Source organism: Allonocardiopsis opalescens (assembly GCF_003002095.1).
In the GTDB taxonomy this organism is placed as follows: Bacteria; Actinomycetota; Actinomycetes; order Streptosporangiales; family Streptosporangiaceae; genus Allonocardiopsis; species Allonocardiopsis opalescens.
Genome location: NZ_PVZC01000009.1, coordinates 197,012 through 221,310, shown reverse-complemented (window position 1 = coordinate 221,310; position 24,299 = coordinate 197,012). Strand labels below are relative to the sequence as shown.

Annotated in this window: 38 protein-coding genes; 37 read left to right on the top strand and 1 reads right to left on the bottom strand. The window is 74.4% G+C overall.

All coding sequences use genetic code 11. The features are described 5' to 3' along the window. The first annotated feature begins 135 nt into the window (after nt 1–135). The 6 genes from lepB to CLV72_RS26795 all read left to right on the top strand — a co-directional run bounded on the left by lepB (nt 136) and on the right by CLV72_RS26795 (nt 5,280). The gene (lepB, locus tag CLV72_RS26820) at nt 136–1,116 is read left to right on the top strand and encodes a signal peptidase I (protein ID WP_106251854.1); all 981 of its coding nucleotides are present in this window, start codon (nt 136–138) and stop codon (nt 1,114–1,116) included. Beyond that, nucleotides 1,113–1,439 carry a DUF2469 domain-containing protein gene (locus CLV72_RS26815; RefSeq protein WP_106251851.1) on the top strand — a complete coding sequence of 109 codons (327 nt, stop codon included), beginning with the start codon at nt 1,113–1,115 and terminating at the stop codon, nt 1,437–1,439. Before lepB ends, CLV72_RS26815 begins: the two co-directional genes overlap by 4 nt. 73 nt (nt 1,440–1,512) lie before the next feature. After that, nucleotides 1,513–1,827, top strand: a complete 315-nt coding sequence (locus CLV72_RS26810) for a hypothetical protein (RefSeq protein ID WP_106251848.1) — start codon at nt 1,513–1,515, stop codon at nt 1,825–1,827. Nucleotides 1,828–2,039: 212 nt separating this feature from the next. Further along, a complete protein-coding gene (locus tag CLV72_RS26805; protein WP_425428128.1) occupies nt 2,040–2,456 on the top strand; it encodes a YraN family protein in 417 nt (138 codons plus the stop codon). Next, nucleotides 2,456–3,925, top strand: a complete 1,470-nt coding sequence (locus tag CLV72_RS26800; RefSeq protein ID WP_106251846.1) for a YifB family Mg chelatase-like AAA ATPase — start codon at nt 2,456–2,458, stop codon at nt 3,923–3,925. The genes CLV72_RS26805 and CLV72_RS26800 overlap by 1 nt, the downstream gene beginning before the upstream one ends. Next, nucleotides 3,922–5,280 (top strand): recombinase family protein, encoded by a 1,359-nt coding sequence (locus tag CLV72_RS26795; RefSeq protein WP_170141131.1) that lies wholly within the window; start codon nt 3,922–3,924, stop codon nt 5,278–5,280. Before CLV72_RS26800 ends, CLV72_RS26795 begins: the two co-directional genes overlap by 4 nt. A 529-nt stretch (nt 5,281–5,809) precedes the next feature. Here the strand turns inward: CLV72_RS26795 and CLV72_RS26785 are convergent. Continuing rightward, complete coding sequence (locus CLV72_RS26785) at nt 5,810–6,322, bottom strand: hypothetical protein (RefSeq protein WP_106251840.1); 513 nt, start codon at nt 6,320–6,322, stop codon at nt 5,810–5,812. 152 nt (nt 6,323–6,474) lie between these two features. On the opposite strand from CLV72_RS26785, the gene CLV72_RS26780 reads away from it, so the two are divergent. From CLV72_RS26780 to CLV72_RS26655, 31 genes are all read left to right on the top strand, one after another. Beyond that, complete coding sequence (locus CLV72_RS26780; RefSeq protein WP_170141130.1) at nt 6,475–6,708, top strand: helix-turn-helix domain-containing protein; 234 nt, start codon at nt 6,475–6,477, stop codon at nt 6,706–6,708. After that, entirely contained in the window at nt 6,708–6,896 is a 189-nt protein-coding gene (locus CLV72_RS26775) for a hypothetical protein (RefSeq protein ID WP_106251836.1), read from the top strand. The genes CLV72_RS26780 and CLV72_RS26775 overlap by 1 nt, the downstream gene beginning before the upstream one ends. Nucleotides 6,897–6,971: 75 nt before the next feature. Beyond that, nucleotides 6,972–7,316, top strand: coding sequence for a hypothetical protein (locus CLV72_RS26770; RefSeq protein ID WP_106251834.1), 345 nt, complete (start codon nt 6,972–6,974; stop codon nt 7,314–7,316). After that, nucleotides 7,313–7,597 carry a hypothetical protein gene (locus CLV72_RS26765; RefSeq protein ID WP_106251831.1) on the top strand — a complete coding sequence of 95 codons (285 nt, stop codon included), beginning with the start codon at nt 7,313–7,315 and terminating at the stop codon, nt 7,595–7,597. Before CLV72_RS26770 ends, CLV72_RS26765 begins: the two co-directional genes overlap by 4 nt. After that, nucleotides 7,594–7,896 (top strand): hypothetical protein, encoded by a 303-nt coding sequence (locus CLV72_RS32465; protein WP_170141129.1) that lies wholly within the window; start codon nt 7,594–7,596, stop codon nt 7,894–7,896. Before CLV72_RS26765 ends, CLV72_RS32465 begins: the two co-directional genes overlap by 4 nt. Beyond that, nucleotides 7,893–8,252, top strand: coding sequence for a hypothetical protein (locus tag CLV72_RS32460; protein WP_170141128.1), 360 nt, complete (start codon nt 7,893–7,895; stop codon nt 8,250–8,252). Before CLV72_RS32465 ends, CLV72_RS32460 begins: the two co-directional genes overlap by 4 nt. Beyond that, nucleotides 8,245–8,556, top strand: a complete 312-nt coding sequence (locus CLV72_RS26760) for a hypothetical protein (protein WP_146159575.1) — start codon at nt 8,245–8,247, stop codon at nt 8,554–8,556. The genes CLV72_RS32460 and CLV72_RS26760 overlap by 8 nt, the downstream gene beginning before the upstream one ends. After that, complete coding sequence (locus CLV72_RS26755) at nt 8,553–8,897, top strand: hypothetical protein (RefSeq protein WP_106251825.1); 345 nt, start codon at nt 8,553–8,555, stop codon at nt 8,895–8,897. Before CLV72_RS26760 ends, CLV72_RS26755 begins: the two co-directional genes overlap by 4 nt. Then, entirely contained in the window at nt 8,894–9,307 is a 414-nt protein-coding gene (locus CLV72_RS26750) for a hypothetical protein (protein WP_106251823.1), read from the top strand. The genes CLV72_RS26755 and CLV72_RS26750 overlap by 4 nt, the downstream gene beginning before the upstream one ends. Continuing rightward, on the top strand, nt 9,300–9,539 hold the full coding sequence (locus CLV72_RS26745) for a hypothetical protein (RefSeq protein ID WP_106251820.1): 240 nt from the start codon (nt 9,300–9,302) through the stop codon (nt 9,537–9,539). The genes CLV72_RS26750 and CLV72_RS26745 overlap by 8 nt, the downstream gene beginning before the upstream one ends. Further along, nucleotides 9,536–10,357 (top strand): WhiB family transcriptional regulator, encoded by an 822-nt coding sequence (locus CLV72_RS33730; protein ID WP_281262442.1) that lies wholly within the window; start codon nt 9,536–9,538, stop codon nt 10,355–10,357. The genes CLV72_RS26745 and CLV72_RS33730 overlap by 4 nt, the downstream gene beginning before the upstream one ends. A gap of 416 nt (nt 10,358–10,773) precedes the next feature. Further along, a complete protein-coding gene (locus CLV72_RS26735; protein WP_146159574.1) occupies nt 10,774–11,136 on the top strand; it encodes a hypothetical protein in 363 nt (120 codons plus the stop codon). Nucleotides 11,137–11,150: 14 nt separating this feature from the next. Next, nucleotides 11,151–11,906 (top strand): hypothetical protein, encoded by a 756-nt coding sequence (locus tag CLV72_RS32455; protein WP_170141127.1) that lies wholly within the window; start codon nt 11,151–11,153, stop codon nt 11,904–11,906. A gap of 15 nt (nt 11,907–11,921) precedes the next feature. Next, nucleotides 11,922–12,533, top strand: a complete 612-nt coding sequence (locus tag CLV72_RS32450) for a hypothetical protein (RefSeq protein ID WP_170141126.1) — start codon at nt 11,922–11,924, stop codon at nt 12,531–12,533. Nucleotides 12,534–12,667: 134 nt separating this feature from the next. Further along, entirely contained in the window at nt 12,668–15,322 is a 2,655-nt protein-coding gene (locus CLV72_RS26730) for an AAA family ATPase (RefSeq protein WP_170141125.1), read from the top strand. A 2-nt stretch (nt 15,323–15,324) separates the two neighbouring features. Then, nucleotides 15,325–15,618 carry a hypothetical protein gene (locus CLV72_RS26725; RefSeq protein WP_106251814.1) on the top strand — a complete coding sequence of 98 codons (294 nt, stop codon included), beginning with the start codon at nt 15,325–15,327 and terminating at the stop codon, nt 15,616–15,618. A 14-nt stretch (nt 15,619–15,632) separates the two neighbouring features. Then, entirely contained in the window at nt 15,633–15,899 is a 267-nt protein-coding gene (locus CLV72_RS26720; protein WP_106251811.1) for a hypothetical protein, read from the top strand. Nucleotides 15,900–16,011: 112 nt separating this feature from the next. After that, nucleotides 16,012–16,587: a hypothetical protein gene (locus CLV72_RS26715; protein ID WP_106251809.1), complete on the top strand. Its 576-nt coding sequence runs from the start codon at nt 16,012–16,014 to the stop codon at nt 16,585–16,587. Beyond that, complete coding sequence (locus CLV72_RS26710) at nt 16,584–17,432, top strand: DNA-methyltransferase (protein WP_106251806.1); 849 nt, start codon at nt 16,584–16,586, stop codon at nt 17,430–17,432. The genes CLV72_RS26715 and CLV72_RS26710 overlap by 4 nt, the downstream gene beginning before the upstream one ends. Further along, complete coding sequence (locus CLV72_RS26705; protein WP_106251803.1) at nt 17,429–17,734, top strand: hypothetical protein; 306 nt, start codon at nt 17,429–17,431, stop codon at nt 17,732–17,734. Before CLV72_RS26710 ends, CLV72_RS26705 begins: the two co-directional genes overlap by 4 nt. Before the next feature lie 3 nt (nt 17,735–17,737). Next, complete coding sequence (locus CLV72_RS26700; RefSeq protein ID WP_106251800.1) at nt 17,738–18,346, top strand: hypothetical protein; 609 nt, start codon at nt 17,738–17,740, stop codon at nt 18,344–18,346. Continuing rightward, nucleotides 18,343–18,861, top strand: a complete 519-nt coding sequence (locus CLV72_RS26695) for a hypothetical protein (RefSeq protein WP_106251798.1) — start codon at nt 18,343–18,345, stop codon at nt 18,859–18,861. The genes CLV72_RS26700 and CLV72_RS26695 overlap by 4 nt, the downstream gene beginning before the upstream one ends. Continuing rightward, a complete protein-coding gene (locus tag CLV72_RS26690) occupies nt 18,845–19,063 on the top strand; it encodes a hypothetical protein (RefSeq protein ID WP_106251796.1) in 219 nt (72 codons plus the stop codon). The genes CLV72_RS26695 and CLV72_RS26690 overlap by 17 nt, the downstream gene beginning before the upstream one ends. Next, nucleotides 19,060–19,905: a DUF1922 domain-containing protein gene (locus CLV72_RS26685; protein WP_106251794.1), complete on the top strand. Its 846-nt coding sequence runs from the start codon at nt 19,060–19,062 to the stop codon at nt 19,903–19,905. The genes CLV72_RS26690 and CLV72_RS26685 overlap by 4 nt, the downstream gene beginning before the upstream one ends. Beyond that, nucleotides 19,902–20,072, top strand: a complete 171-nt coding sequence (locus tag CLV72_RS32445) for a hypothetical protein (RefSeq protein WP_170141124.1) — start codon at nt 19,902–19,904, stop codon at nt 20,070–20,072. Before CLV72_RS26685 ends, CLV72_RS32445 begins: the two co-directional genes overlap by 4 nt. After that, on the top strand, nt 20,069–20,239 hold the full coding sequence (locus CLV72_RS32440; RefSeq protein WP_170141123.1) for a hypothetical protein: 171 nt from the start codon (nt 20,069–20,071) through the stop codon (nt 20,237–20,239). Before CLV72_RS32445 ends, CLV72_RS32440 begins: the two co-directional genes overlap by 4 nt. Before the next feature lie 451 nt (nt 20,240–20,690). Further along, the gene (locus tag CLV72_RS26675; protein ID WP_106251786.1) at nt 20,691–20,987 is read left to right on the top strand and encodes an HNH endonuclease; all 297 of its coding nucleotides are present in this window, start codon (nt 20,691–20,693) and stop codon (nt 20,985–20,987) included. Nucleotides 20,988–21,251: 264 nt separating this feature from the next. Then, nucleotides 21,252–21,836, top strand: a complete 585-nt coding sequence (locus CLV72_RS26670) for a bifunctional DNA primase/polymerase (protein ID WP_106251783.1) — start codon at nt 21,252–21,254, stop codon at nt 21,834–21,836. A 51-nt stretch (nt 21,837–21,887) separates the two neighbouring features. Next, entirely contained in the window at nt 21,888–22,136 is a 249-nt protein-coding gene (locus CLV72_RS26665; RefSeq protein ID WP_146159573.1) for a hypothetical protein, read from the top strand. Further along, nucleotides 22,136–22,588, top strand: coding sequence for a phage terminase small subunit (locus CLV72_RS26660; RefSeq protein WP_211303132.1), 453 nt, complete (start codon nt 22,136–22,138; stop codon nt 22,586–22,588). Before CLV72_RS26665 ends, CLV72_RS26660 begins: the two co-directional genes overlap by 1 nt. Nucleotides 22,589–22,592: 4 nt before the next feature. Continuing rightward, the gene (locus CLV72_RS26655) at nt 22,593–24,296 is read left to right on the top strand and encodes a terminase (RefSeq protein ID WP_106251778.1); all 1,704 of its coding nucleotides are present in this window, start codon (nt 22,593–22,595) and stop codon (nt 24,294–24,296) included. Nucleotides 24,297–24,299: the final 3 nt, after the last annotated feature.

The window sequence follows — 24,299 nt, the reverse complement described above, 5'->3', positions numbered from 1 at the left end:
GGCGCGCCCAGCGCGCCGCCGCCGCGGGCCCGGTCCGCGCGCCTGTCCGGCGCGGCCGGGCCCGTTCGCGTATCCGCCCTGGTCCCGGCCGCGCCAATACCGGGACGGCGCGGCCTCCCTTAGTACGCTGGTCCGGTGACCAGTGATGACACGGGGGGATCACGTCCACCAGCGGCCGACGGCCGCCCCGCGTCAGTCGGCGCGGAGGACCCGGCGGGCGCGGGGGGCGCCGAAGCCAGGGAAGCGGAGACCGAGGAGGGCGCCCCGTCCGGTGCGCCCAGGGCCGAGCGGACCCGCGGCCGCCGCGGCCGCCGCTCGAAGAGCGGTTCGTTCTGGCGGGAGCTGCCGATACTCATCCTGGTCGCACTCGGCCTGGCGCTGGTGATCAAGACCTGGGTGGTGCAGGCGTTCTTCATCCCGTCCCAGTCGATGGAGAACACCCTGCTCGTCGGGGACCGGGTGCTGGTCAACAAGTTCATCCACCACTTCCGCGACATCGAGCGCGGCGAGGTCATCGTCTTCAACGGCACCGACTCCTGGGACGAGCCCGCCCCCGCCGCCGAGGCGCCCGGCGACCCGGTGTCGGCGGCGCTGCGCTGGGTGGGGGAGACCTTCGGGGTGGTGCCGACCGGGCGCGACTACATCAAGCGGGTCGTGGGCGTGCCCGGCGACGTGGTGGCCTGCTGCGACGACCAGGGGCGGGTGACGGTCAACGGCGCGGCGCTGGACGAGGAGGAGTACCTGTTCCCCGGCGACGCCCCGTCGCAGGAGCCGTTCGGCCCGGTGACCGTGGGTGCGGGGCAGTACTGGGTGATGGGCGACCACCGCTCGATCTCCTACGACTCCCGCCGGCACCAGAACGACCCGGGCGGCGGCACCATCCCGGAAGAGCGGGTGCTGGGCAGCGCGTTCGTCATCGTGTGGCCGTTCGAGCGGTGGACGGTGCTGGCGGCGCCCGGCACCTTCGAGCAGACCGCACTGGCCGCACCGGGCCACGTGGCGGCCGCCACCCCGCTGGGGCTTGGCCTCGCCGGGGCGGTTCCGCTTACTCTGGCCGGGCGCGCCGCCGTCCGCAGGTGGCGGGCGGGCATCGAGAGGAGGTCGAGCGACAGATGAGCTCAGAGGATCTTGAGAAGTACGAAGCCGAGATGGAGCTGCAGCTCTACCGCGAGTACCGCGACGTCGTGGGGCTGTTCGGCTATGTCGTTGAGACCGAGCGCAGGTTCTACCTCACCAACCAGGTCGACCTGCAACCGCGCAGCACCGAGACGGGCGAGCTGTACTTCGAGGTCACCATGCAGGACGCGTGGGTGTGGGACATGTACCGGCCGGCGCGGTTCGTCAAGAACGTGCGCGTGGTGACCTTCAAGGACGTCAACGTCGAGGAACTGGCCAAGAGCGAGTTCGAGATCCCCGACGACCGGAGCGGCGGCGGCTGAGGCGATGTTCACGCCGCTCGGCCGCGGGTAGCCCGAGGGGGTGCACGGCCCCACCGCCCGAGAGGAGGCCATGATGGCCGAGCGACGTGACGCCTACCCGGCCCGAGCCGACGAACTGAGCGACCGGGGCACGGACCCGCACGGCGGCGACCAGCGCGACGCGGTGCGGCCGGTGGACCGGGAGCGGCGCGAGGACAGCCCGGTCCCCGAGCGCGCCCCCGCCACCGAGCCGCCCAGCAGCGCGCCGGGCGTGCAGGTCACCACCGGCGGCACCGACGACGAAGGGCGCCCCTGGGCGCGCGACGTGTCCAACGCCGTGCCGGGACAGCCCGACGGCGAGGTCGACACCCGGCCCCGGCAGCCGGCCACCGGCTCCGACACGCCCTAGCGGCCCCGGCCCGGCCTCGGCGACCGTTCGAGCGGCCGTACGGCCCCGTGAGCACAGCCGCTCACGGGGCCGTACGGCTGTTCGGCGCCGGCGGGCGGCGCGGTGTCAAGGCGGTCGTCCACAGGCGGGCCGCCGCCGCCCCGGTTGTGCACAGGCGCCCGTCCGGCCTGGCCGGTCCGCGTGCGGCCCCGGCAGGCTGGTGCGCGGAGGTGATGGCCATGCACGGCAACCCGCGCCGGCCGCCGGCCGGTCCCAGCGAGGCAGGTCTCGGAAGGGCCGCCGGTCCCAGGGAGCTGGGGCGCTTGGGCGAGGAGTTCGCGGCGAGGCATCTGCGCTCCCTGGGGATGCGGATCCTGGACCGCAATTGGCGCTGCCCGGCCGGCGAGATCGACATCGTCGCCCGGTGCGGCGCGAAGCTGGTGGTCTGCGAGGTCAAGACCCGGTCGGGCACCCGCTACGGCAGCCCGCTGGAGGCGGTCGACGCCCGCCGGGTGGCCCGGCTGCGGCGGCTGGGCGCGCTGTGGCGCGCCGAGCGGTCCGTGCGCGGCAGGCTTCGCATCGACGTCATCGGGCTGCTCACCGACCCCGGCGGCGGGGTGCGCGTCCGCCACGTCCGGGGGATCGGCTGATGGGCCTCGCACGCACCCGGGCCATGGCGCTGGTCGGGGTCGACGGCCACGCGGTCGAGGTGGAGGCGCACGTCGGCAACGGCACCGCCGGGCTGAACCTGGTGGGCCTGCCCGACACCACTCTGCGCGAGGCGCGCGACCGCATCAGGGCGGCCGTGCTCAACACCGGGGAGGACTGGCCCGACGCCAGGATGACCGTCAGCCTCTCCCCGGCCTCGCTGCCCAAGCGCGGCAGCGGCTTCGACCTCGCCATCGCCGTCGCCCTGCTCGCCGCCGACGGCCAGCTCCCGGTCGAGGCGGTCGCCGACACCGTGTTCATGGCCGAACTGGCGCTCGACGGCCGGACCCGTCCGGTGCGCGGGGTGCTCCCGGCCGCGCTCGCCGCGGTGGGGGCCGGCTTCCGCGAGATGGTCGTGGCCGCCGAGAACGCCGCCGAGGCGCGGCTGGTCGCGGAGCTGACCGTCACGGAGGTGTGGTCGCTGGGCGGACTCCTCGCCCGGCTGCGCGGCGACCCGGTGCCGCCGCCTCCGCCGCCGGAGCCGCGGTCCGCCCCGCGGGCCGCGGCCCCCGACATGCCGCCGCCCGACCTCGCCGACGTCGCCGGGCAGCCGGTGGCCCGGCGCGCCGTGGAGGTGTGCGCGGCCGGCGCGCACAACCTCTGGATGGTCGGTCCGCCCGGCACCGGCAAGTCCATGCTGGCGGAGCGGCTGCCCTCGGTGCTGCCGCCGCTGGAGGGGGCCGAGGCCCTGGAGGTCACCAAGATCCACTCGATCATGGGCACCCTGCCGGACGACCGCCCGCTGATCACCACCCCGCCCTTCTGCGCGCCGCACCACACCGCCACCCGCGCCGCCATCGTGGGCGGCGGCTCCCGCGCCATCCGCCCGGGCGCGGCCAGCCAGGCCCACCGGGGCATCCTGTTCGTGGACGAGGCGCCCGAGTTCTCCAACGGCGTCCTGGACGCGCTCCGCCAGCCCCTGGAGACCGGGGAGGTGCTGATCTCGCGCGCCACCACCACCGCCCGGCTCCCGGCCCGCTTCCTGTTCGTCATGGCGGCCAACCCCTGCCCGTGCGCGCGGCCCGTCGGCCCGAGCGGCTGCGAGTGCCCGCCCGCCACCCGCCGCCGCTACCTGGCCCGGCTGTCCGGTCCGCTGCTGGACCGCATCGACGTCAAGGTCGAGCTGCAGCCGGTGGGCCGCGCCGAACTCCTGGCCGACCGCGCCTTCGCCGAACCGAGCGCGGTGGTGGCCGACCGGGTCGGCGAGGCCAGGCGCCGCGCCCGCCGGCGCCTGGAGGGCACCCCGTGGCGAACCAACGCCGAGGTGCCCGGCGGCGAGCTCCGCCGCCGCTACGCGCCGCGGCCCGACGCCCTCACCCCGCTGGCCGCCGCCATGGACCGCGGCCAGATCAGCGCCCGCGGCGTCGACCGCATCGTCCGCGTCGCCTGGATCATATATTGGCAGATGTGAGAGCTGTCATCTACCGCCGCCAGTCCTCCGACCGCGACGCCACCGAGTACGGGGTGGAGCGGCAGGGTGAGGACTGCGCCCGCCTGTGCGCTGACCGGGGGTGGACCGTGGTCCGCACCCTCACCGACAACGACGTGTCCGCATCCGGCCGCCGCCCGCGCCCCGCCTACCAGGAGCTGCTGCAGATGATCCGCCGGCGGGAGGTCGACGCGGTCGTCGCCCAGGCGCTCGACCGGCTGCTCCGCCGCAACATCGAGTTGGAGGAGCTGATCCCGCTCGCCGAGCGAGCGGGCGTGCGGATCGTCACCGTGTTCGGCGACCTGGACCTGTCCACGGACGTCGGCCGAATGGTGGGTCGCATCCTCGCATCGGTGGCCAGCGGTGAGATCGAGCGAAAGTCCTACCGCCAGCACCGCGCCCAGCTCCAGGCGGCACGGGCCGGGCGGCGCGTCGGCGGACGCCGTCCGTTCGGCTACGAGCAGGATGGCATGACCGTCCGCCCCGCGGAGGCCGAGGCGGTGCGGGAGGGGTACCGGATGCTGCTGGCGGGTGCGTCGCTGGGGGAGATCGCGCGGGCATGGACCTCGGCCGGGCACCGCGCGCAGCGCGCCCAGTGGCAGGGGTCAACCGTGCGGGCGGTGCTGCGCAACCCCCGCAACGCGGGGTTGCGGGCCTACCACAAGGAGGTGGTGGGCGCGGCCGCGTGGCCCGCGATCGTCCCGGAGGAGACCTGGCGCGCGGCCTGCGCTGTCCTGGACGACCCGTCCCGGGTCTCCGGTCGGCGCGGTGCCCCCGTCGCCCTGCTGACCCGCGTCGCCCTGTGCGGCGTGTGCGACGCTCACGTCCACGCTGGGGGCGCCGTGCGCAAGTACCGCATGTACCGCTGCTCGGCGTCCCTGGGCCACGTAGGGCGCAAGGGAGAGCCCATTGAGGAGTACGTCTCCGCGCTGGTGGTCGAGCGGTGCTCGCGTCCCGACGCCCGCGAGCTGCTGGTGGACCGGGAGCGGCCCGACGTCGACGCGCTGCGGGAGGAGTCGCTGACGCTGCGCTCGCGCCTGGACGACCTGGCGGTGGACTACGCCGAGGGGGCGGTGAGCCGCGCCCAGCTGCACGCGGGCACGATGCGCATCCGCACCCGGCTGGTGGAGATCGAGGCGGCGATGGCAGACGCGGGGCGGGTGGACATCCTCGGCCCGCTCGTGCACGCCGACGACACGCGCGCCGAATGGGAGGGGTACGAGACCTCGCGGCGGCGGCTGGTCATCGGCGCGCTGATGACGGTGCGCATCCTGCCGGTGAAGCGCGGCACGCGCACATTCCGGCCGGAGTCGCTGCATGTGGAGTGGAAGGGGTAGGCGAGCGCCTGGACGCCCGGGGGACGGCCGGGCGTCCAGGCGGCCGCCAGAACTCAGGGAGCGGGCCTGAGAATGTGGGGCACCATGTGCGCGTAGATCTGCTCGTCGGGATCGACATAGAGCCACAGGTCACTCTCTGTGGTCACGGGGGGAATGCCGCACCGGACCAATGCAATTCTGCGCTCACACGGTGTCATTTGCCGGGCAGCCTGTCGGGCCATTTCGGCCCAAGTGGCCCCCTCTCTGATGATGAGAGTCGTCACGTTGCGTGACTGGTATGCGCTGGCGGCCGCCGTAGTCAACTCCGCCGTCACAACTACGGCGATCTTGCTGACCACCTGCGCATGTAGGGCAACGACCATCCCCCGCCTCCTCATCGGCCTCGCGGTCTGAGCCCCGGTGGGACCTCGAACATACGACCGAAAGTCACGCGTGGTAAAGGGGGATGATCAAAGAATTTCGGACAGATTTCAGGATTAGGTCATACTATTTTTAGCTGGTGAGCGGAAATAACTCGGCGTGCCCGCTACTAGGCAGCAGTCGACCCCGGTCCGCCATTCGCCTCCCGATTGAGGCCGACGAACACGCTCTCGGCGATGGCGAGCGTCTGGTCGATACGCGCTCTCGCCGTGGCTTCGTCCTCGCCGACCATCTGCCGCGCCCAGACCGGGCCTCCACCGATCATGCGGCCCACGACGAGGAGGCCATCGGCGTCGCGCTCCTCCCACCTGGTGGGACGCTCCGGTGTCGCGGTCGGTTCACGCGCTCGCTGCGGCGGTTCGGCGTCACGCTCTCCGGCGAGCACGTCGCTGAGCGATTCGCCCGCCTCGAATCGCGCGATGGACCCGGCCGGCAGTTCGAGCGCGCGCTCGACGCGGGCAACTGACATCGCGCCCACGACCTTCGTCCCGTGGGCGCGGACTTGCCTGAGGGTTTCAGCCGCCATGGTGTCGGCGCGGACTAGTACCTCGCGCCACAGGAGGCCCAACTGGATGCGGCGAGCGTCCAGGGCCTTCTCAACGGCCGTTCGGTCGTTGCTCATGAATCCAATGTATTCCAACTTCTTCTAACTTAGTGCGGCCTAAGCCCGTAACTTCAGGTCTCATCTCTGTCACCATGGCGCTACACAGAGCTTCTAGATCTTCTAGCTTCCAAAAAGTTCCATTCAGCTCTGATTCTTGGTACCGTGAGGCCATGAGCCCACCGCGATTCAACGGGCAGGCCGCCCGACGGCGGCGCCTCGAACTCGGTCTCTCAGTCGAAGAGGTCGCTGGCCGCATTGGGAAGTCGCCGTACTCGGTCTACAAGCACGAACGCGAGAACGTCCGCCCGCAGCCGCACGCGCTGCGGGAGCTACTGGAGATCTACGGCATGGAGATCGGCGATCTTGTTCCCGAGTACGCCGACGCCCGATACGGGCGGTCGTGATGGGCGCCGCCGCGGACCGCTACGGGGATGCCGTCCCCGCGCACCTGGCGCGCCTGTCGCCCGAACTGCGTGACCACGTCGTCGCCACCGTGGACGCGGCGCCGCCGCTCACCCCCGAGCAGCGGGCGCGGCTCGCCGTGCTCCTGCGCCCCGCCGCCACGGCGCCCCGCCGCCCGAGCGCGGCCTGACCCCCACACGAAGAAGCCCCCCGGGTGCGACCGGGGGGCGAGATCCCGACACCAACACGAAGAGAGGACATCGGGATGAACGACATGGTACAGCCCGCCGCCCCGGCGGTCGCGGACACCCGCGAGCGGCAGCGCCGTTCGGCGATCGTGCTGGCCGGTCTGCTGCTGCGCGACCTGCCGCCCGCGACCTGGTACACGGCCCGCTACGACGACCGGCTCACGGGCCAGCTCGACCGCGACGCCCTGGCCGAGCTGGAGCAGTGGGCGGTGGCGCTGGGCGCGGCGCCCGCCCCGGGCGGCTACCCGCTGGGGCGCTCCCTGGACATCGACGCCGTGATCGACGGCATCCAGGTGCGGGTGTGGACGCCCATCACCACCGGCGCCGGCCACGCCGAGGCCGACGGCGAGGTGACCCGATGAGCGCCGACATCGCGCCCGGTGCCCGGGCGCTGCTGGAGACGGTGGCCGCCGCGCTGGACATCCCGCGGCCGGCGATCGAGTTCCGCGCGATCGACCGGCACCGCGCGGTCCAGCGCCGCCGCGCCGAGGCTGCGCGCACCTGCATCCGCCGCGCCCTCGCCGAAGGCGCCGACGAGCGGCGCCTCGCCGCCCTCGCGGCCGAGCTGCGCGAGCAGCTGGCCGAGGCGCCCGTCGACTACCCGGTCCGTGACGAGCTCGACGGCTGGGAGGTGCCCCGGTGATCGCCGCGCTCATGACCCCCGCCGCCCTGTGGCTGGCCATCGCCGCCGTCACCGTCGCGGCCGGCGCCGCCGCCTGGCGGCTGGCCGAGCCGCCCGAGGCGCGGCCCCGCCGCGCCCACCGCCACCGCCGGGTGCCGGTGCTGCCCGGCGAGGAGGAGCGCCCGGCCCGCGGCCTGACCGCGTGGCTCGCCGCCGGTGCCGCCGCCGGGATCGCCCTGGCCGTGGTGCTGGGCGCCGGCGCCACCGTCCGCATGGACACCACCGACACCGCCCCGGCCAGCGAGGAGAGCAGCCGATGAGCGAGAACGAACTGAATCTGGCCCCGGAAATCGCCCCCGCCGACATGCGGCCCGGCGACGTCGTCACCCACGACGGCACGGACTACTGGATCAGGGAGGACAGGGACAGCGTCACCCGCGCATACGCCGCGGAGTGGGCGCCCCCATGCGCCCCCGAGGACCTGGACGGCGCCGTCCTGGCCTACCGGGCCATCGACATCCCGCACCTGCGCGCCGAGGTCGAGCGGCTGCGCGGGCAGCTCGGTCACGTCGAGTGCATCGTCGAGCGCGCCCTGGCCCACGGCGCCCGCTACTCCGAGCCGACCGTCGCTGAGATCGCCGACGCCCTGGGGATGGGCGGTGGTCCCCGTGGCTGAGGCCGTCACCTGGGTCGCCGGCGGCACGCTGGGCATCCTCGCCGCCGTGCTGGTGGCCGGGATCGCCATCGGCGCCGCGTCGATGCACTGGGCGCTGCTGCCGCGGCTGCGGCGGCTGGAGCGCCAGCGCGACGACCGGCGGGCGGCGCTGAAGGCGAAGCTCGCCGCCGCCGACTCCGGCCCGCTTGAGGCGATCGTCGACGCGGTCCGCGAGACCCGCCCTGAGGGCGGGATCCGCTGGCCCGACGCCGTCGACCGGATGATCGCCGACGCCAGCGCCCGCGACACCGGGGGTGCGCGGTGAGCGCGCGCGCCGTCTTCGCCGAGGTGAAGCGGCTCGCCGAGGTCGGTCGCTCCGGGAGGGACGGGGCGCTCCGCATCGCCCAGGAGCTGCGCCGGTTCGGCGCCCGCGGGGTCAGGTGCCGGATGGCGCACTGCCCGCTGGCGCGGCACCTGGGCACGTTCTCCGGTGGGCAGCCGGTCCTGGTGACCCGCACCGAGGTGCTGGTGGGCACGTCCCGCGACGCGCGGACCCTGCACCTGACGCGGGCGCCCGGCGACCTGATCGTCATCAGCGAGTTCGTGCGCGCGTTCGACGACCAGCCGGGGCGGTTCAGGTGGCTGCGCGAGGGGGGTTCCCGGTGAGCCGCCGGGCGGCGCCGCGCCGCGTCACGATGGCGGACCGGGCCGCGATGGCCGGCCGGGAGCACTCGGGTGTGGACCTGGAGCTGGCGCACGCCGAGGCGCTGGTCGTGCCGCAGGTGGACCCGGCCGCCGCGCGGGCCGAGGCGGCGGCTGCCGAGCGCGTCGTGCGCCGCCGCGTCGCCGGCGCCGCCGAGCAGCGCGAGCTGCTGGCGATGCTGGGGCTGAGGAGCGCCGACCCGGCCCCTCCGGCGCCGCCTCGGCCGATCGCCCACGGCACCCACCGCGGCTACGTCGCCCATCAGCGGCGCGGCGAGGCGGCGTGCGGGGAGTGCCGCGCGGCCCACAGCGCCTACACCGCCGACCGCCACCGCCTCACCCGGGTGCGGCGGAGGGAGGCCCGCGATGCGTGACCTGGTCATCCTGCTCGCTCCGGCCGGCGCCGCCGTGGTGGCGCTCACCGCCGCGGCCGCCGGGTTCGCGGTCCGCGCGCTGGTCGAGCGCCGCCGGGCCCGCGCCCAGGCGCAGGCGGAGCGGATCCAGTGGGCGGCGATCGTGGCCGGAATGGATCCCGACGGCGCCATGGCGCGCCGGGCGCTGTGGGCGATCGCCGAGCACGAACGCGACACCGGGGGTGCGCGGTGAGCGCCGCCGTGGCCGTGGGGGACCGGGTGCGGCTGGTCCGCGACGGTGGCCCGGTGCGTACCGGCACGGTGGTGGCCGTGCGCCCCACGCCGCGCGGGGCGGCGCTGCGGGTGCGGGTGCGCGGCGAGGAGGTCGGTGTGCGGCTGCCCAGCCGCACGGTGCGGCTGACGGTGCTGGACCCACCCGCCCCGGCGGCCAGCCGGCCGGTCCGCGCGGCCGAGGCGGTGCGCGCCGCCTCCCCACCCCCACCCCTGGTCCCGGCCGCGCCCTCGCCCTCGGCCCCGCCCACGCCTGCGGCGCCTGCGGCGCGGGTGTGCTCGGCGCCGAGCTGCCCGCATCCGGGCGCCCGGGCGTGGGCCCGCGGCTGGTGCAACTCCTGCTACCAGCGCTGGTACGCCGCCGGGCGCCCGGAGAGCGGGCCACCGCCGCCGCGCCGCGCGAAGGCGCGCCGCCTCGGCCTCTACATCGCTGCGCGTGACGCCGGCTCCGCTCCGGCGGCCGCGGCCGAGGCGGCGGGTCTGGTGGCCAATAACAGATCTATCGACCGCTACGAGGCCGCCTACCGCCAGGCGCTCGCCGCGCGGCCGCAGCGGACCGCGGTGACGGCCGCATGGGCGTCGGGGGCCGCCTGCCGCACGGTCGACCCCGAGGTGTTCTTCGCCGATGAGGGCCGCGCGCTGGCGATCTGCCGCACCTGCCCGGTGCGCGCGGCGTGCCTGGAGGCCGCCCTGGAGTACGGCGAGGAGCACGGCGTGTGGGGCGGCACCACCCCCCAGCAGCGGGCCGCGCTGCGCGCCGCGCAGGAGTTGGCCGCGTGAACGCCCCGACGCCGACGTGCTGCCGCTGCGACCCCGACGCCTGCGAGGCCGACGACAGCGGCCAGCACTGCTACGACGCCGGGTGCGCCTGGTGCCTGGAGGGGTGCCCGGCCGTTGAGGACGACGGCCCGGGGGCGTGCTGCCTCACACCCCCGGAGATGTCGTGCCAGCCCGTCGCGCTGCCCGGGGGCGGTGTCGCTGACGGACGGCGACCGCCAGGCCATCGCCGAGGTCGCCGCCTACCTCGCCGACCGCGGGCGGGACGGTGTCCGGTGAGGCCCCTCCTCCACCTCGGCCGCTACGCCGCACTCCGGTGGCGCGGCCTTCCCTGCCCGACCGCGCTCGGGGGCGCGGCCGGGCACCCAAACCCACTGTCTGAGCGGTCAACTCTCGTTACGGTACGTACAGATATGGAGGTGCCTGTGACCACGCACCGCAAGCGCCGCGGCGCCGAGACCCAGCGCGCCGTCGCCGCCTACCTGGCCGAGAACGGCTGGGGCTACGCCACCGACGCCGGAGCGGGACGGGGCGGCGTGGACATCCTCGGCACGCCGGGGCTGGACATCGAGGTGAAGGCGCGCCGCGACCTCAGCCTCATGGCGTGGCTGCGGCAGGCCGCCGGCACCGGGGGCGGCCTGCCGATCGTCGTGCACCGGCCCGACGGCATGGGCCTGGCCAGCGTCGACCTGTGGCCGGCGACCCTGCACCTCGGCCAGCTGGTGCCCGTGCTGCGCGCCGCCGGGTACGGCGACCCGCTCCCCGGGGACGGTGCGGCGTGAAGAACGGCCTCGGAGTGGAACTGACCGACCTGCTCCAGGGCGCGGTGCGCGACGCCGCCGCGAACTACCCGCGGTCGCTGCAGGCGGAGATCGGCCCGAGCCAGGTGGGGCTGGAGTGCACGCAGCGCCTCGCCCGCACCCTGCTGGACTGGCCGAAGTCGGCGGCCGCCGGAGACCCGCTGCCGAGCTTCGTGGGCACCGCGGCGCACGCGGCCACCCAGGCCGCTCTGGAGCGGGTCAACGAGCAGGCGCCCGGGACCTGGCTGCTGGAGGAGCGGGTGCACGTCGCCTCCGGCCTGTCGGGATCGTGCGACGCCTACCACGTGCCGTCGGACACGGTGCTCGATCACAAGTTCGTCGGACCCTCCAGCTTGAAGACCTACCGGTCCAAGGGGCCGTCCCGCCAGTACATCGTGCAGATCCACTGCTACGGGCTCGGCTGGGAGAACGCGGGCCGCACCCCGAAGAACGTGGCGATCGCGTTCTGGCCGCGCGGCGGCGCGATGAAGGACCTGCACGTGTGGACCGCCCCCTACGACCGGCAGCTCGCCCTCGACGCCCTGGAGCGGGTCGCCACCGTGCGCGAGGCGCTGCTCACCGTCGACCCCGAGGCCAACCCCGCCATGTGGGCCGTATTCCCCAAGGCCCCGTCGCACGCCTGCACCTACTGCGACTGGTACCGGCCCGCCTCATCCGATCTCTCGCTCGGCTGCCCGAGCGAGCCCGGCGCGGTCACCCGCCGCGCACCCATCGAATCACTCATCGCATAAGGAGCACATCACACCATGAGCAGCGCAGACGACTTCCTGATGGGCGGCGGCATCCCGTCGGCGAAGTTCCCGACGGTCGGCACCACCGTGTCCGGAGCGATCACCATGACGCCGGAAGTCCAGCAGCAGCGCGATCTGAAGACCGGCGCGCTGAAGACCTGGGACGACGGCAAGCCGATGCAGCAGCTGAAGGTCGTCCTGGCCACGAGCGAGCGCGACCCCGAGGACCCGCACGACGACGGCCAGCGGGCCGTCTACGTCAAGGGCAAGATGCTCGCCGCCACCAGGCAGGCCATCCGCTCCGCCGGGGCGAAGGGGCTGGAGGTCGGCGGAGTCCTGTCCGTCACCTACACCGGCGACGGCGAGGTGCCGGGGCGTGGAATGAACCCGCCGAAGTTCTACAGCGTCGCCTACACCCCGCCCGCCGCCGCCTCGGCCGCCGACCTGCTCGCGGTCGGCACTCCGGCGGCACCCCCCGCCGCGCCCGCACCGCAGGCGGCGCCCGCACCGGCGCCCGCCGCGCCGGTCGCCCAGGCCGCGCCGGACCTGAGCGCCCTCACCCCCGAGCAGATCCAGCAGCTGCTCGCCGCCCAGGCACAGCAGCAGGCCGCGAAGCCGCCGTTCTGACGGCCCCGCCAGCCCGCCCGGTACCCACGCCGGCGCCCCGGGTGCAACGCCCGGGGCGGGCGCCCAGACCGATCCGCAACCGATCTCGGGGGAGATACCGTGACCGACCCGCTCGCGCCCAGGCAGGGGCGTTCGTGACCCTGTCCATCCCCGACCTCGACCCCGAGGGCGGAGTCATCGCCGCGGCGCTCGCCTACGCCGCCGCCGGCTGGTACGTGCTGCCCGTCGACCCCGGCACCAAGCACCCCGGGTCGGTGCTGGGCAAGGGGTGGCCGGCGAAGAGCAGCCGCGACCCGCAGGTGATCGCTGACTGGTTCCTGCTGGAGCCGCACGCCCTCGCGCTGCACGTCGGCCGCAGCGGCGCGGTCGCCTTCGACGTCGACGACCCGGCCGCTCTGCCGCCGGACCTCGCCGCGGCGCTCGCCGGCGCCGGCGCGCCCCACCAGTCCACCCGCGAGGGTGTCCAGGGCCGGGGCCACCACCTGTTCCAGGTGCCCCCCGGGCGCATGTTCGGCAACAGTGCGGCGGGGTTCGAAGGCGGCTGGGGGGAGGTGCGCGGCAAGAACGGCATCATCGTCGTCGCGCCGAGCGTCCACGCCAAGGCTGACGACGGCGGCCGGTACGCCTGGGTGCGCACCGGGCCGCTGCCCGCCCTGCCGCCGGCGCTCGCCGAGCGGCTGCGCGACGCCTCCGAATCCGCCGACGCCGCCACCGACCCCGAGGTCACCCAGTTCCTCGCCGAGCACACCCGAGCCGAGCGCCCCGCGCTGCTGCGCGCCATCACCGCACGGTTCACCGCCGACGTGGCCGCCGGGCGGTCCCGCCACGACTCGATGCTGCTGCCGTGCGCCAACGCCATGCGCGAGGCCCGCGCCGGGATGTACCCGGCGCGCTCTGCCGCCGAGGCGCTGTGCGCGCTGTTCGTCGACGCCACCTCCCGCAGCCGCGACGGTGTGGAACGGGTCCTGTCGGCCTCGTGGGCGCGCGCGGAGTTCGGCGGCATCCTCGCCTGGGCCATCGCCCAGGCGCGCGCCGCCACCCCCGCCCAGATGGCCGAACTCGCCGAAGGCATCGAGGAGCGCGCCCCCGCTGAGCGCGACCTCAGCGACCTCATCGCGCCCCCCGCACCCAGTGCGCCGAGTGCGCCGAGCACCGACGGCGCACTCGCCACCGTCCACCACCTCAACCCCCAGGCCGCCACCGCCGAAGAGGCGCGGCGCCTCACCCGCGAGCGGATGATCGCCGAAGAGGCGCTGAAACTGGAGGTGCGCGAGGAGGCGAAGCGCCGACTGCGCGCCCGCCAGCGCCCCGCCGAGCCGCCCCGCATAACCGCGCTGAACGAGTTCCTCGCCATCGAGGACCCGCCCCAGCGCTACCGCCTGGAAGGGCTGTGGCCGCTCGGTGGACGCGCGATGCTCGCCGCGCAGTTCAAGGCGGGCAAGACCACCATGGTCGGCAACCTCGTGCGGTCCCTCGTCGACGGCGACCCGTTCCTCGGCCGCTTCACCGTCGAACCCCTCGCCGAGGAGCGGCGCGTCGTCGTCATCGACGACGAGCTCGACGAGCGGATGATCCGCGCCTGGCTCCGCGACCAGGGCATCGCCAACCCCGACCGCGCCGCCGTCCTGTCCCTGCGCGGAAAGCTCAGCAGCTTCGACATCCTCGACCCGCAGGTGCGCACCCAGTGGGCCGCCGCCCTGCGCGCGGCCGGCGCCGAGGTCGTCATCCTGGACTGCCTCGCACCCCTCCTCGACGCCCTGGGGCTGAGCGAGGACAAGGAGGCCGGGCAGCTGCTGGTCGCCTTCGACGAGCTGCTCGGCGAAGCCGGGGTCGCCGAGGCCGTGGTCGTCCACCACATGGGGCACAGCGGCGAGCGCAGCCGCGGCGCGTCCCGGCTGCGCGACTGGCCCGACGTCGAATGGCGCCTGGTCCGCGAGAAGACCGAAGGCGGCGCCGACGACCCGTCCGCGCCCCGCTACTTCTCCGCCTACGGCCGCGACGTCGACGTGCCCGAGTCCGCCCTCGCCTTCGACCCCGCGAGTCGGCGCCTCACCCTCACTGGAGGGTCCCGCGCCGGGGCGGCCCTGCGCGGCGCCCGCGAGGCGATCGTGGAGCTGCTCGCCACCCGACCCGGCCTGTCCGGCCGCAGTATCGAGGACGAACTCGGCGAGGAGTTCAAGCGCGCCGACGTCCGCGCCGCCCTCAAGCGGGCCGTCGCCGAGGGGCAGATCCGCACCGCGCCGGGGCCCCGCCGGTCCGTCCTCCACAGCGTCGACGAGACGTGGCGGGACGGCGCCGCCGGGCTCCTGCCGACCCCGCCGGCGAGTGCGCCGAGCCACCCGATTCAGTGCGCCGACGAGTGCGCCGACCAAATTGGTCTAAACACTGTTTCCGCAGGTGGCGCCCAGTGCGCCAGTGCGCCGAGCGAAATTGGTCTAATCGCCGCTCCTAGCGAGCCAGTGCGCCGACCCTCCGGCGCACTGAATCCCCAGGTCACAGACTCAGTGCGCCAGTGCGCCGAGAGTGCGCCAGCGCAGTCGGGGGCGAGTGCGCCAGTGCGCCCCCCTAAAGGGGGGCGGCGCACTGGCGCACTCACTCGCCCCGACCCGGGACCCGGCGGCGAACTCGACCCCTCCAACCCCGTCGCCGTCGTCGACGGATCGGTCGTCGACAGCGCCACCGGCCGCCCCCTCACCGCGGCGGGAGACGACCTCATCGACCCCGATACCGGAGAGATCCGGGGAACCCTCGCCGACCTTCGCGCCGCACTCCGCATCCCCGGAGGCTGACCGTGACCCTCTACACCACCCCCGCCGAGCCGCGGCTGTGCGTCCGCTGCGACACCTGGGTGCTGCGCGCCCACGCCGACGGCGTCGACATCCGCGTCGACCCGGTGCCGCTGGACGCCGCGGCCGAGGAGCAGGCGGTGGCCGAAGGGCGATCCACCTACGACGCCGTCTTCCTCACCTGGCCGGCCCGCACCTACCTCGAATACCGCGACGAACACCGCCGCGCCCGACCCCGCGACGGCCCCGTGCTGCGCGCCCACCGATGCCCCCGCACCAGCCCGCCCACCCTCTTCTGAACGGAGCCGAACACATGGCGAACCAGCCGCTCTACACGCTGATCGACGGGGAGCCGGTGCTCTCCCACGAAGCCGTTGCCCTGCTCATCGACATGCCGCCCGAGACCGTCCGCGCCGAGTGGCAGCGCCAGGCCGCCCAGGGCGAGCCCGGGATGACCCTGCCGGACTCCTGGGTCAAGCGCGGCAAGCGCATCCGCAAGGAGGTGGCCGCCGCCCTGGGACATGAGCCCGGGATGAAGGAGGCCGTCGACCACCTCGCCGCGAAGGCCCGCGCTTCATGACCACGCAGCCCGACCCCCGCCGCCGCGCCGACGACGCCACCGTGCACGCACGCGCCGCCGCCGCACGCGCCGCCATCCACGGCGGCCCCATCCCCGGAGAGGACCCGACACCGTGACCAAGCCCTACATCCACACCGACCCCGACGGCGACACCCTCGGCGTCATCGCCAGCGCCAGCAGGGACGGCCGGGCCTACGTCTGGATCGGCGGCGGCGACGATCCCCGCCTCGAGGAGTACGTCGTCACCGTGACCGCGTCCACGGCGCCCCGGCTCGCCGAAGCCATCCTCACCGCCGCCGGCCGCCGGGACGTGTCCCTCGTCGCGGGCGCCGCCTACGGCCGGATGCGCCTGACCCTCGCCGCCCTGCTCGGCGAGTCCGACGCCGACGTCGACCCCACCGACGCCACCCACTGGCAGCGCGCGATGACAGCCCTCGAGGAGCTGCACCACCGGATCGCCAGCCGCGACCGGGAGCTCGACCGGCTGCGCGGCGCCCTGGCCCAGGCGCACCGGGCCGCCGAGGACCCGGCGCGCTGCGGCGCGACCTGGACCCCCCTGGCCGGCGGAAAGCCGTGGAGCTGCACCCTGGACGCCGGACACACCGGGCTGCACCAGGACGACATCCACATCCGCTACGGCGGACCCGCCGCCCCGGTGCGCACCCCCGCCCCGGGCGGTGAGGGGTGAGCACCTACTTCGCCGACGAGCAGGTGACCCTCCTGCTCGGTGACGCGCTGGAGCAGTTGCGCACCCTCCCTGACGCCTCCGCGGACTGCTGCGTCACCAGTCCGCCCTACTACGGGCTGCGCGACTACGGCGCCGAGGGCCAGTACGGGCTGGAGGCGACCCCGGACGAGTACGTGCAGCGGCTGCGTGCCGTCTTCGCCGAGGTCCGCCGCGTGCTCGACCCGGCCGGCACCCTGTGGCTCAACCTCGGCGACTCCTACTACTCCGCCAAGGGCGCGCCCGTGGGCGCGGACCGCTCCCAGCGCGCCCGCCGCTGGGACGCGGTCCGGCCGCTGGACCGCTCCGGGCTCGGCTACCCCCGCAAGAGCCTGCTCATGATCCCCGCCCGGGTCGCCATCGCCCTCCAGGCGGACGGGTGGACGCTGCGGGCAGAGATCATCTGGCGCCGCCCCGGCGCCCAGCCCGAGCCCACCGCGCACGACCGGCCCGGCCGCAGCACGGAGCGGATCTACCTGCTCGCCGCCGGGCCGCGCTACCACTACGACCGGTCGGCGCCCGGATCCGACACCGACGTGTGGACCATCGGCACCGACCGCGCGGCGGCCTCCCACGGGCACACCGCCCCCTACCCGCTGGCGCTGCCGCTGCGCGCCATCGCCGCCGGCTGCAAGCCGGGCGGCACCGTGCTCGACCCCTTCAGCGGCTCCGGCACCACCGGGGACGCGGCCCGCCGCCTGGGCCGCAACTACATCGGCATCGACATCAACCCGAGGTACCACGACCTCGCCGTGGCGCGCTTCGCCCAGGGCGTGCTCGACCTCGGCGACCAGGAGGTCCCCGCATGATGCGCCTGATCATCCCGACGCCGTACTGGGGGTGCGGCTGCGGCCACCGCATCGACCTCGACCACGACGACCGGTGGCCCGACATCACCGAAGCAGTCGCCGAGCACGAGGCGACCCACGCCGGGCCGCCCGTCCGCCGCGTCCTCGGTGCGCCCGCCGAGGACGTCCGCCGCGCCATCGCCCACGACCTGGCCGACCGCATCCGCGCGGCGGCCGCCGCCGGTGACCTGAACGCACCCGAGTACGGCTCGCACGAGAACGTCCTCGAAGCCGCCGACCTCATCGACCCCGAGGAGCACTGACCCATGGCCCACCAGATCCGCATCACCGGCCTCGCCCCCGGATACGACGACGCCCGGATCACCATCGACGGCGCCGAGGTGCCCCGCGACATCATCTCGGGCCTGGCGCTGACCGCCGAGCCCGGAGACGCCCCCCGCCTCACCCTCGACGTGCTGGCGCTGGACCTGGCCGAGATCGAGGGCACGGCCGACGTCCACCTGCCCGACGCCACCCAGGAGCTGCTGGTGCGGCTCGGGTGGACCCCGCCGGAGGCGAGGGACGCCCTCCGCGATTTGCACCATGCCATCCCCTCGGGGCTCCCGTGCATCCCCGACCACGGCGCTCCGGTGTGGTGCCCAGGGTGCGCCGAGGTGTGCTCCACCTGCCACGACGAGAACGGCGACCGTGTGCCATGGCCGTGCGCCGATGCCCGGGCGCTCATGGCGCCCCCGACCACCGAGACGCCACCGGGCGAGGAGCCACTGCCCGACTGGATCGAGGTCAGTGGCTCTGGCTTCCGCTGCGCCCGCTGCCTGACCGTCGAGCTGGGCTACGACGGACCCACCCAGACCCGCGAGGGCGCCCGCCAGCACGCCGCCACCCACCGCGCCACCGAGGAGCCCACTCGATGATCATCGCCGCCAGCCCCACGCTGCCGATCTACCGCCACCGGGTGTGCATCCGCTTCGACGACGTGTCGGGCCGGATGCCGCGCATCCACCACAACGAGTCCCACATCGCGGTGGGCGTCACGCACCTGTCGGTGGACGACTCCGGGCAGCTGGTGGTGCACCTCCAGCGCGACGCCGAGGGGCGCACCCTGCCGATCCTGTCGGGATGGGTGCACCTGGACGAGACGCTGGCCAACGGGCAGTGGAGCGCGGGCTTCACCTCCGGGGTCGGCCAGGCCAATATCCGCTTCTACCGCAACGGCACCCGCGCCAGCTGCCGCAACCCGGCGCTGTACTCGCAGTACGCCAACATCTGGTGCGGGTGGGACACGATGGCGCGCGGCGACCTGGCGGAGATCGCCGGGCAGGCGCCGGCCACGGCTCAGACGACCACGGCGCGTCCGGCGGCAATCGAGATCTTGGGTTCCATAGTCGCCCAGTACGCCCGGGAGGTGCGCGGTGGCCGACCGACCTGACCGGGACGAGATCACCCGGGCGGCCGCCGAGGTGGCCGAGGGCATGCACAACGTTGCCGAGTTGGTGGCGCCCATCGACGAGCACGCCCTGGGCTACCGCCGCAAGCTGGAGCGCGACGGCTGGAGCGCGACGGCCGCCGAGGCCATGGCGGTGGAGCTGCACCACCAGCTCCTCGCTCAGGCGTTCGGGGGGCGCCGGTGAACCGCACCGAGCGCCTGTGCGCGGCCGAGCGGTGCGACCGGCCCGTGCACACCACCGAGCTGTGCCACCGGTGCGCCGACGGCCTGCGGGCCGCGCTGCGCCGGGTGGGCGCCCTGGCCGCCGAGCTGCGCACCACGGTGACGCGCCAGGACCGCATCGGCGCGGGCACCGGCGGCCGTCGCGGCGCCGAGCAGCCGCTCGCGGTGAACCTCGCCGCGAGCGACGCCGAGCACGCACTGAGGGCCGCGCTGGTGGGCTGGGTGCGGGTGCTCATGGAGGCCGAGCCGCCGACCCTGCACGGCCCCGCGTGCGCGGCGTGCCTGCACCTGGAGTGCGCCCGCATCCGCGCCCAGGGATGGCCGGCCGACACGCTGGGCGCCATGGCCACCTGGCTGGCCGAGCGCACCGCCCGCATCCAGACGCACCCGGCGGCCGCCGAGATCCACGACGAGATCACCGAGCGGCTGAGGGGCGCCTGGAGGGCCGTGGACCGGCCGGGCGAGCGCTGGTACGCCGGGCGCTGCACCGCCTGCGGCACGGACCTGTACGCCCGTCCTGGCGCCGCCTGGGTGCGGTGCGCGCCGTGCGGCCAGGAATGGGAGGTGGGCGCCGTCCGGGCGTCGCTGCTGGAGCAGGCCGAGGACTACCTCGGCACCGCGAGCGAAGTCGTCCGCGCCGTCACCGCGCTGCGCGGCCGCGTCACCGCCGCGACCCTGCGCACCTGGGTGGCACGCGGACGCCTCACCGCCCACCGCAGCGCCGACGGACAGACCAGATACCGGGTCGGCGACGTCGCCGGACTGGTGCGCCAGACTGAAGGACGAACAGAGGAGAGGGTATGAGCGAGATGGAGATCGCCATCGTCGCCGCAGTGGCCGTCACGGCGATCGCGGTCGTGCTGGCAGCGGCGGATGAGGTTCACCGGGCGCCCTCGGCACGGTCGCGGTCGGTACGCGTCCTGGCGACGTCGTGGTCCGTGATCGCGAATGCGGTGCGGTGGCGGCCGTGAGCATCCTGCACATCGCCATCACCGGCGCCGGCGACACCCCAGAAGAAGCCGAGCGCACCATGGAGCGAGCCGTCGAGGCGCTTCGGGCCGCCGGGATCGAGCCTTACCGGGCATGGGTGGAGGACACCTCCACCCTGCTGCCGAGCATCGGAAGCGAGGCACCGTGAGCGGAACGGCCTACCTGCTCTGGTGCCGCGTGTGCACGCCGCCTGACGCCGACGGCGCGCTCCCTCGCGGTACCGAGATCCCGTTCAACTCACCAGCCGAGCGCGGCCGGTGGGCCAGCACGCACCGTGAGGGCACAGGCCACGATGCATGGTGGGTGGACACTGCGACTGTCCCCACACTCGACTGATCGACTTGCGTTCCACCCAGTGAAACGCCATCATGTGATCAAATGGCGTGAGCAGTCGAAAGGCCCCGAGGACGCTCCCTCGGGGCCTTCGTCATGTCCGCCCACGGACGGGGACGCCGCCGGCACGCGGGAGTGCCGCGCACAGCTGGCCAGCACCGGTGCAACTCCGGAACGGCGGCGGGCCCTGAAACCCCCGCCGCGCCGTCTCCCCTCGTGCGGTGCGGCGGGCACCAGCCCAAGGCTCACGCGCACAGGGGGCGCCGATGGCATGGGACACCAGCACCCGCAGGGCCGAACTTCCCACGGACTGGTACAGCCGCATCCGCCCCGCCATCCTCCAGCGCGACGGGTACGCCTGCCAGTGGAGGACCGACGGGCAGCGGTGCGGAGCGCACGCCAACCAGGTCGACCACATCGGCGACCGGCACGACCACCGCCCCGAGAACCTCCAAGCGCTGTGCCGCTGGCACCACGCACGCAAGTCCTCGGCCGAGGGGGCGGCCGCGCGCCGGAACCCCACCACGCGGCGCCCCCCCGAGGCACATCCTGGGCTGGCGTGACGTTTGCGCTGGTCAGGGTGGGGGAGCCTCCCCCTCCCGGGGGTAGGGCCGCCCGAAGAAGTGCTGGTCCTCGCGGTGCGCACGACTCTGGCCGAACCCTCCCCGGGAGTGCCGGAGGCGCCCACGGGAACGTCTGCGGGCCGTCGGCCGGGGTGATCCGCACCCCCGCCCAGCCTGATGCGCCTGAGCGCTCCACCGAATCGTGACCCCGGCATCTGTGCAGGTAGATCGCCTAAACTGTAACACGCGGGGTAGTATGGGGGCATGTCCCGCACCTGCGCGAACCCCCGCTGCGGCGCCCCCCTGGGCGGAACCCGGCGGGCGCAGACGACGACCTGCTCCAACCGGTGCCGCATGGCCCTGTCCCGCGCCCGGCGCGCCTCGACGGTCCCCGCCGAGCTGCGCGAGCGCGACCGGTGGGTCCTCCACGACGCCGCGAAGGCGCCCCGCACCCCCGGCGGCGCCCCGGCGTCGGTGACCGACCCGGCCACCTGGTCCCGCTTCAGCACGGTGCGGTCCCGACCCCGCCGGGGGTTCGTCCTGGACGGCGACGGGATCGTGTGCATCGACCTGGACGACTGCCTGGACGCCGGCGGTGCCCTGTCGCCGCTCGCCACCGCCCTGCTGAGGCGCTGCCCGCCCACCTACGTCGAGGTCTCGCCCAGCGGGCGCGGCCTGCACGTGTGGGGCCGCGGCGAGGTGGCGCGGGGGCGGCGGCTGCGCCGCGGCGGCGGCAAGGCTGAGATCTACGGCGCGGGCCGCTACATCACGGTGACCGGCCGCCCGCACGGCGGCGCGCCGTCGGTCCTGGGGGACCTGTCCGGCGTCATCCGCTGGCTGTTGACCTAGCACGATCCCGGAACGGGGCCGTGCGCGTCCCGAAACGGGAGAGTGAACACCATGGCGCGACTGCGCAGCATGAGCCTCGGCGTCGACCAGGGCGGCACCCACGTCCACGCCCTGGTCTTCGACCTGCTGACCGACGACGAGGTGCAGTGGGTGGTTCAGCGGCGGAAGGGCCTGATGGAGGACACCGCCGCGGCGGCCGTCCTGGCCTTCCCCTTCCGGGTCGAGCTGCCCCACGACGACGATCCGGAATGGGTCGTCCAGGACGAGCTTCGGCACCTGAACAACGCCCGGAGCGAGTGATGGCCGGCCAAGGCTTCGCCCCCAAGGCGACCCGCTCCAGGCGCCGCGACACCGAACGCAGGGCCGCGGAGATGACGGCCGTGGCCGCCGACGGCGAGCTGCGCGGCCCCGACCTGCCCGACGACGTGGTGCCCGACGGTGAGAGCTGGCACCCGCGCACCCGGGCGTGGTGGTCGACCTGGCGCCGCTCGGCGCAGTCCCAGACGTTCACCGACACCGACTGGGACTTCCTGCTCGACACCGCCCTGATGCACCACGTGATGTGGACGAAGGGCCGCTGGGAGTTCGCGAGCGAGCTGCGGCTGCGCGCCGCGAAGTTCGGCGCCACCCCCGAGGACCGGATGCGGCTGCGCATCACCGTGGAGGTCCCCTCCGACGCGCCGCCGGACGCGGCCGAGCCGCGGGGGTCGGTCACCGACATCGCCTCGCGGCGCTCCCGCCTGTCGGGGTGAACCGGTGCCGCGCACCCTGGTGCGCTCGCCCGCCCACGACCGGCTGAGGTCGCTGGGCTGGCTGGCGCTGGCGTGGATGGAGTACTTCGTCGTCCACGGCCCCGGCGACGTGCAGGGGCAGCCGGTGCGCCACGGCGACGAGTACTCGGGCTTCGTGGCCGACTGCTACGCGCTCGACGAGCATGGAAGGCTGCTGTACGACAGCGCCTTCTTCAGCAGGCCCAAGGGCGCGGACAAGTCCGGCCTGGGCGCGCGGTTGAGCCTGTTCGAGGCGCTCGGCCCGTGCCGGTTCGCGGGCTTCGCCGACGGCGGCGAGGTCTACACCGACCCGTGGGGGGCGGGCTTCACCTACGTCTACGAACCGGGTGAGCCGATGGGCCGCCCGGTCCAGACCCCCTACATCCGGATCATGGCCACCGAGGAGGGCCAGACCGGCAACGTCTACGACTCCGTCCACTTCAACCTCGACCCCGACGAGGGCACCCCGCTGTCGGGGGTGTGCTCCCGGCACGAGGTCGGATTGACCCGCATCCTGCTGCCGGGCGGCGGGGAGATCACCCCGTCCACCGCCTCCTCGGCGAGCAAGGACGGCGGCAAGGAGACCTTCGTGGTCTTCGACGAGTCCCACCTGTACAACACGCCGGAGCTGCGGCGGATGTACGCCACCGTCACCCGGAACCTGCGCAAGCGCAAGAAGAACGCGGGCACCTGGTTCCTGGAGACCACCACCATGTTCGCCCCCGGCGAGGAGTCGGTGGCGGAGTCCACCTACGAGTTCGCGGAGAAGCTCGCCGAGCTCAACGCCGACGGCACCCGCAAGTACAAGCGGCTGCGGCACCGGCTGGTCTATGACCACCGGTGGGGCGAATGCGAGGACCTGACCGCCGAAGAGGCGCTGCGCGCCGCCATCACCGAGGCGTTCGGCGAGGCGGTGGAGTGGAACGACGTCGAGGCGATCCTGGACGAGTTCTACGACCCCCGCAAGGAGGTCGACGACTCCCGCCGCTTCTTCCTCAACGCCCGCACCTCGGCGTCGGACGCATGGGTGAACGCCTCGGCGTGGGCGGCCTGCGCGGACGCTTCGAAGGTCGTGGCCGACGGCGAGCGCATCACGCTCGGCTTCGACGGGTCGGTGCGCGACGACTCCACCGCCCTGGTGGGGTGCCGGGTGTCCGACGGGCACCTGTTCCTGCTGGGCTGCTGGGAGAAGCCGCCGGGCCCGGCCGGCGATGACTGGCAGGTGGACCGCGAGGCCGTGGACGCCGCTGTGATGGCCGCTGTGGACCGCTACGAGGTGGTGGGCATGTACGCCGACCCCGCGCACTGGCAGGACTACCTGGACCGCTGGCAGTCCGCCTTCGGCAAGCGCATGCGCGTCAAGGCCACCCAGGCCCGCCCGCTGGAGTGGTGGACCAACCGGCCCACCCTGATCGTGCGGGCCGTGGAGCGCCTCCATGACGCGATCGTGGACCGCGACGAGGCCAAGCGGCTCAGCCATGACGCCGACGCGGTGCTGACCCGCCACGTGCTCAACGCGAGGCGGCGGCTGGCCGGGAAGGTCGGCGTCACCATCGGCAAGGAGTACGCCAAGAGCCCGCGCAAGATCGACGCGGCCATGGCGGCGGTCCTCGCCTATGAGTGCCGCTCCGACGCGGTGGCGCGCGGCCTGCACCGGCCCCGACGCACCCGCCGCGCGGCCGGATTCTGACGA

Bases quoted from the DNA above. Each gene is read 5' to 3' on its own strand.
- CLV72_RS26815 (WP_106251851.1), top strand. From the start codon at position 1,113: ATGAGCTCAGAGGATCTTGAGAAGTACGAAGCCGAGATGGAGCTGCAG.
- CLV72_RS26810 (WP_106251848.1), top strand. From the start codon at position 1,513: ATGGCCGAGCGACGTGACGCCTACCCGGCCCGAGCCGACGAACTGAGC.
- CLV72_RS26805 (WP_425428128.1), top strand. From the start codon at position 2,040: ATGGCCATGCACGGCAACCCGCGCCGGCCGCCGGCCGGTCCCAGCGAG.
- CLV72_RS26800 (WP_106251846.1), top strand. From the start codon at position 2,456: ATGGGCCTCGCACGCACCCGGGCCATGGCGCTGGTCGGGGTCGACGGC.
- CLV72_RS26785 (WP_106251840.1), bottom strand. From the start codon at position 6,322: ATGAGCAACGACCGAACGGCCGTTGAGAAGGCCCTGGACGCTCGCCGC.
- CLV72_RS26780 (WP_170141130.1), top strand. From the start codon at position 6,475: ATGAGCCCACCGCGATTCAACGGGCAGGCCGCCCGACGGCGGCGCCTC.
- CLV72_RS26775 (WP_106251836.1), top strand. From the start codon at position 6,708: ATGGGCGCCGCCGCGGACCGCTACGGGGATGCCGTCCCCGCGCACCTG.
- CLV72_RS26770 (WP_106251834.1), top strand. From the start codon at position 6,972: ATGAACGACATGGTACAGCCCGCCGCCCCGGCGGTCGCGGACACCCGC.
- CLV72_RS26765 (WP_106251831.1), top strand. From the start codon at position 7,313: ATGAGCGCCGACATCGCGCCCGGTGCCCGGGCGCTGCTGGAGACGGTG.
- CLV72_RS32460 (WP_170141128.1), top strand. From the start codon at position 7,893: ATGAGCGAGAACGAACTGAATCTGGCCCCGGAAATCGCCCCCGCCGAC.
- CLV72_RS26745 (WP_106251820.1), top strand. From the start codon at position 9,300: ATGCGTGACCTGGTCATCCTGCTCGCTCCGGCCGGCGCCGCCGTGGTG.
- CLV72_RS32450 (WP_170141126.1), top strand. From the start codon at position 11,922: ATGAGCAGCGCAGACGACTTCCTGATGGGCGGCGGCATCCCGTCGGCG.
- CLV72_RS26720 (WP_106251811.1), top strand. From the start codon at position 15,633: ATGGCGAACCAGCCGCTCTACACGCTGATCGACGGGGAGCCGGTGCTC.
- CLV72_RS26705 (WP_106251803.1), top strand. From the start codon at position 17,429: ATGATGCGCCTGATCATCCCGACGCCGTACTGGGGGTGCGGCTGCGGC.
- CLV72_RS26700 (WP_106251800.1), top strand. From the start codon at position 17,738: ATGGCCCACCAGATCCGCATCACCGGCCTCGCCCCCGGATACGACGAC.
- CLV72_RS26695 (WP_106251798.1), top strand. From the start codon at position 18,343: ATGATCATCGCCGCCAGCCCCACGCTGCCGATCTACCGCCACCGGGTG.
- CLV72_RS32445 (WP_170141124.1), top strand. From the start codon at position 19,902: ATGAGCGAGATGGAGATCGCCATCGTCGCCGCAGTGGCCGTCACGGCG.
- CLV72_RS26675 (WP_106251786.1), top strand. From the start codon at position 20,691: ATGGCATGGGACACCAGCACCCGCAGGGCCGAACTTCCCACGGACTGG.
- CLV72_RS26670 (WP_106251783.1), top strand. From the start codon at position 21,252: ATGTCCCGCACCTGCGCGAACCCCCGCTGCGGCGCCCCCCTGGGCGGA.
- CLV72_RS26665 (WP_146159573.1), top strand. From the start codon at position 21,888: ATGGCGCGACTGCGCAGCATGAGCCTCGGCGTCGACCAGGGCGGCACC.
- CLV72_RS26660 (WP_211303132.1), top strand. From the start codon at position 22,136: ATGGCCGGCCAAGGCTTCGCCCCCAAGGCGACCCGCTCCAGGCGCCGC.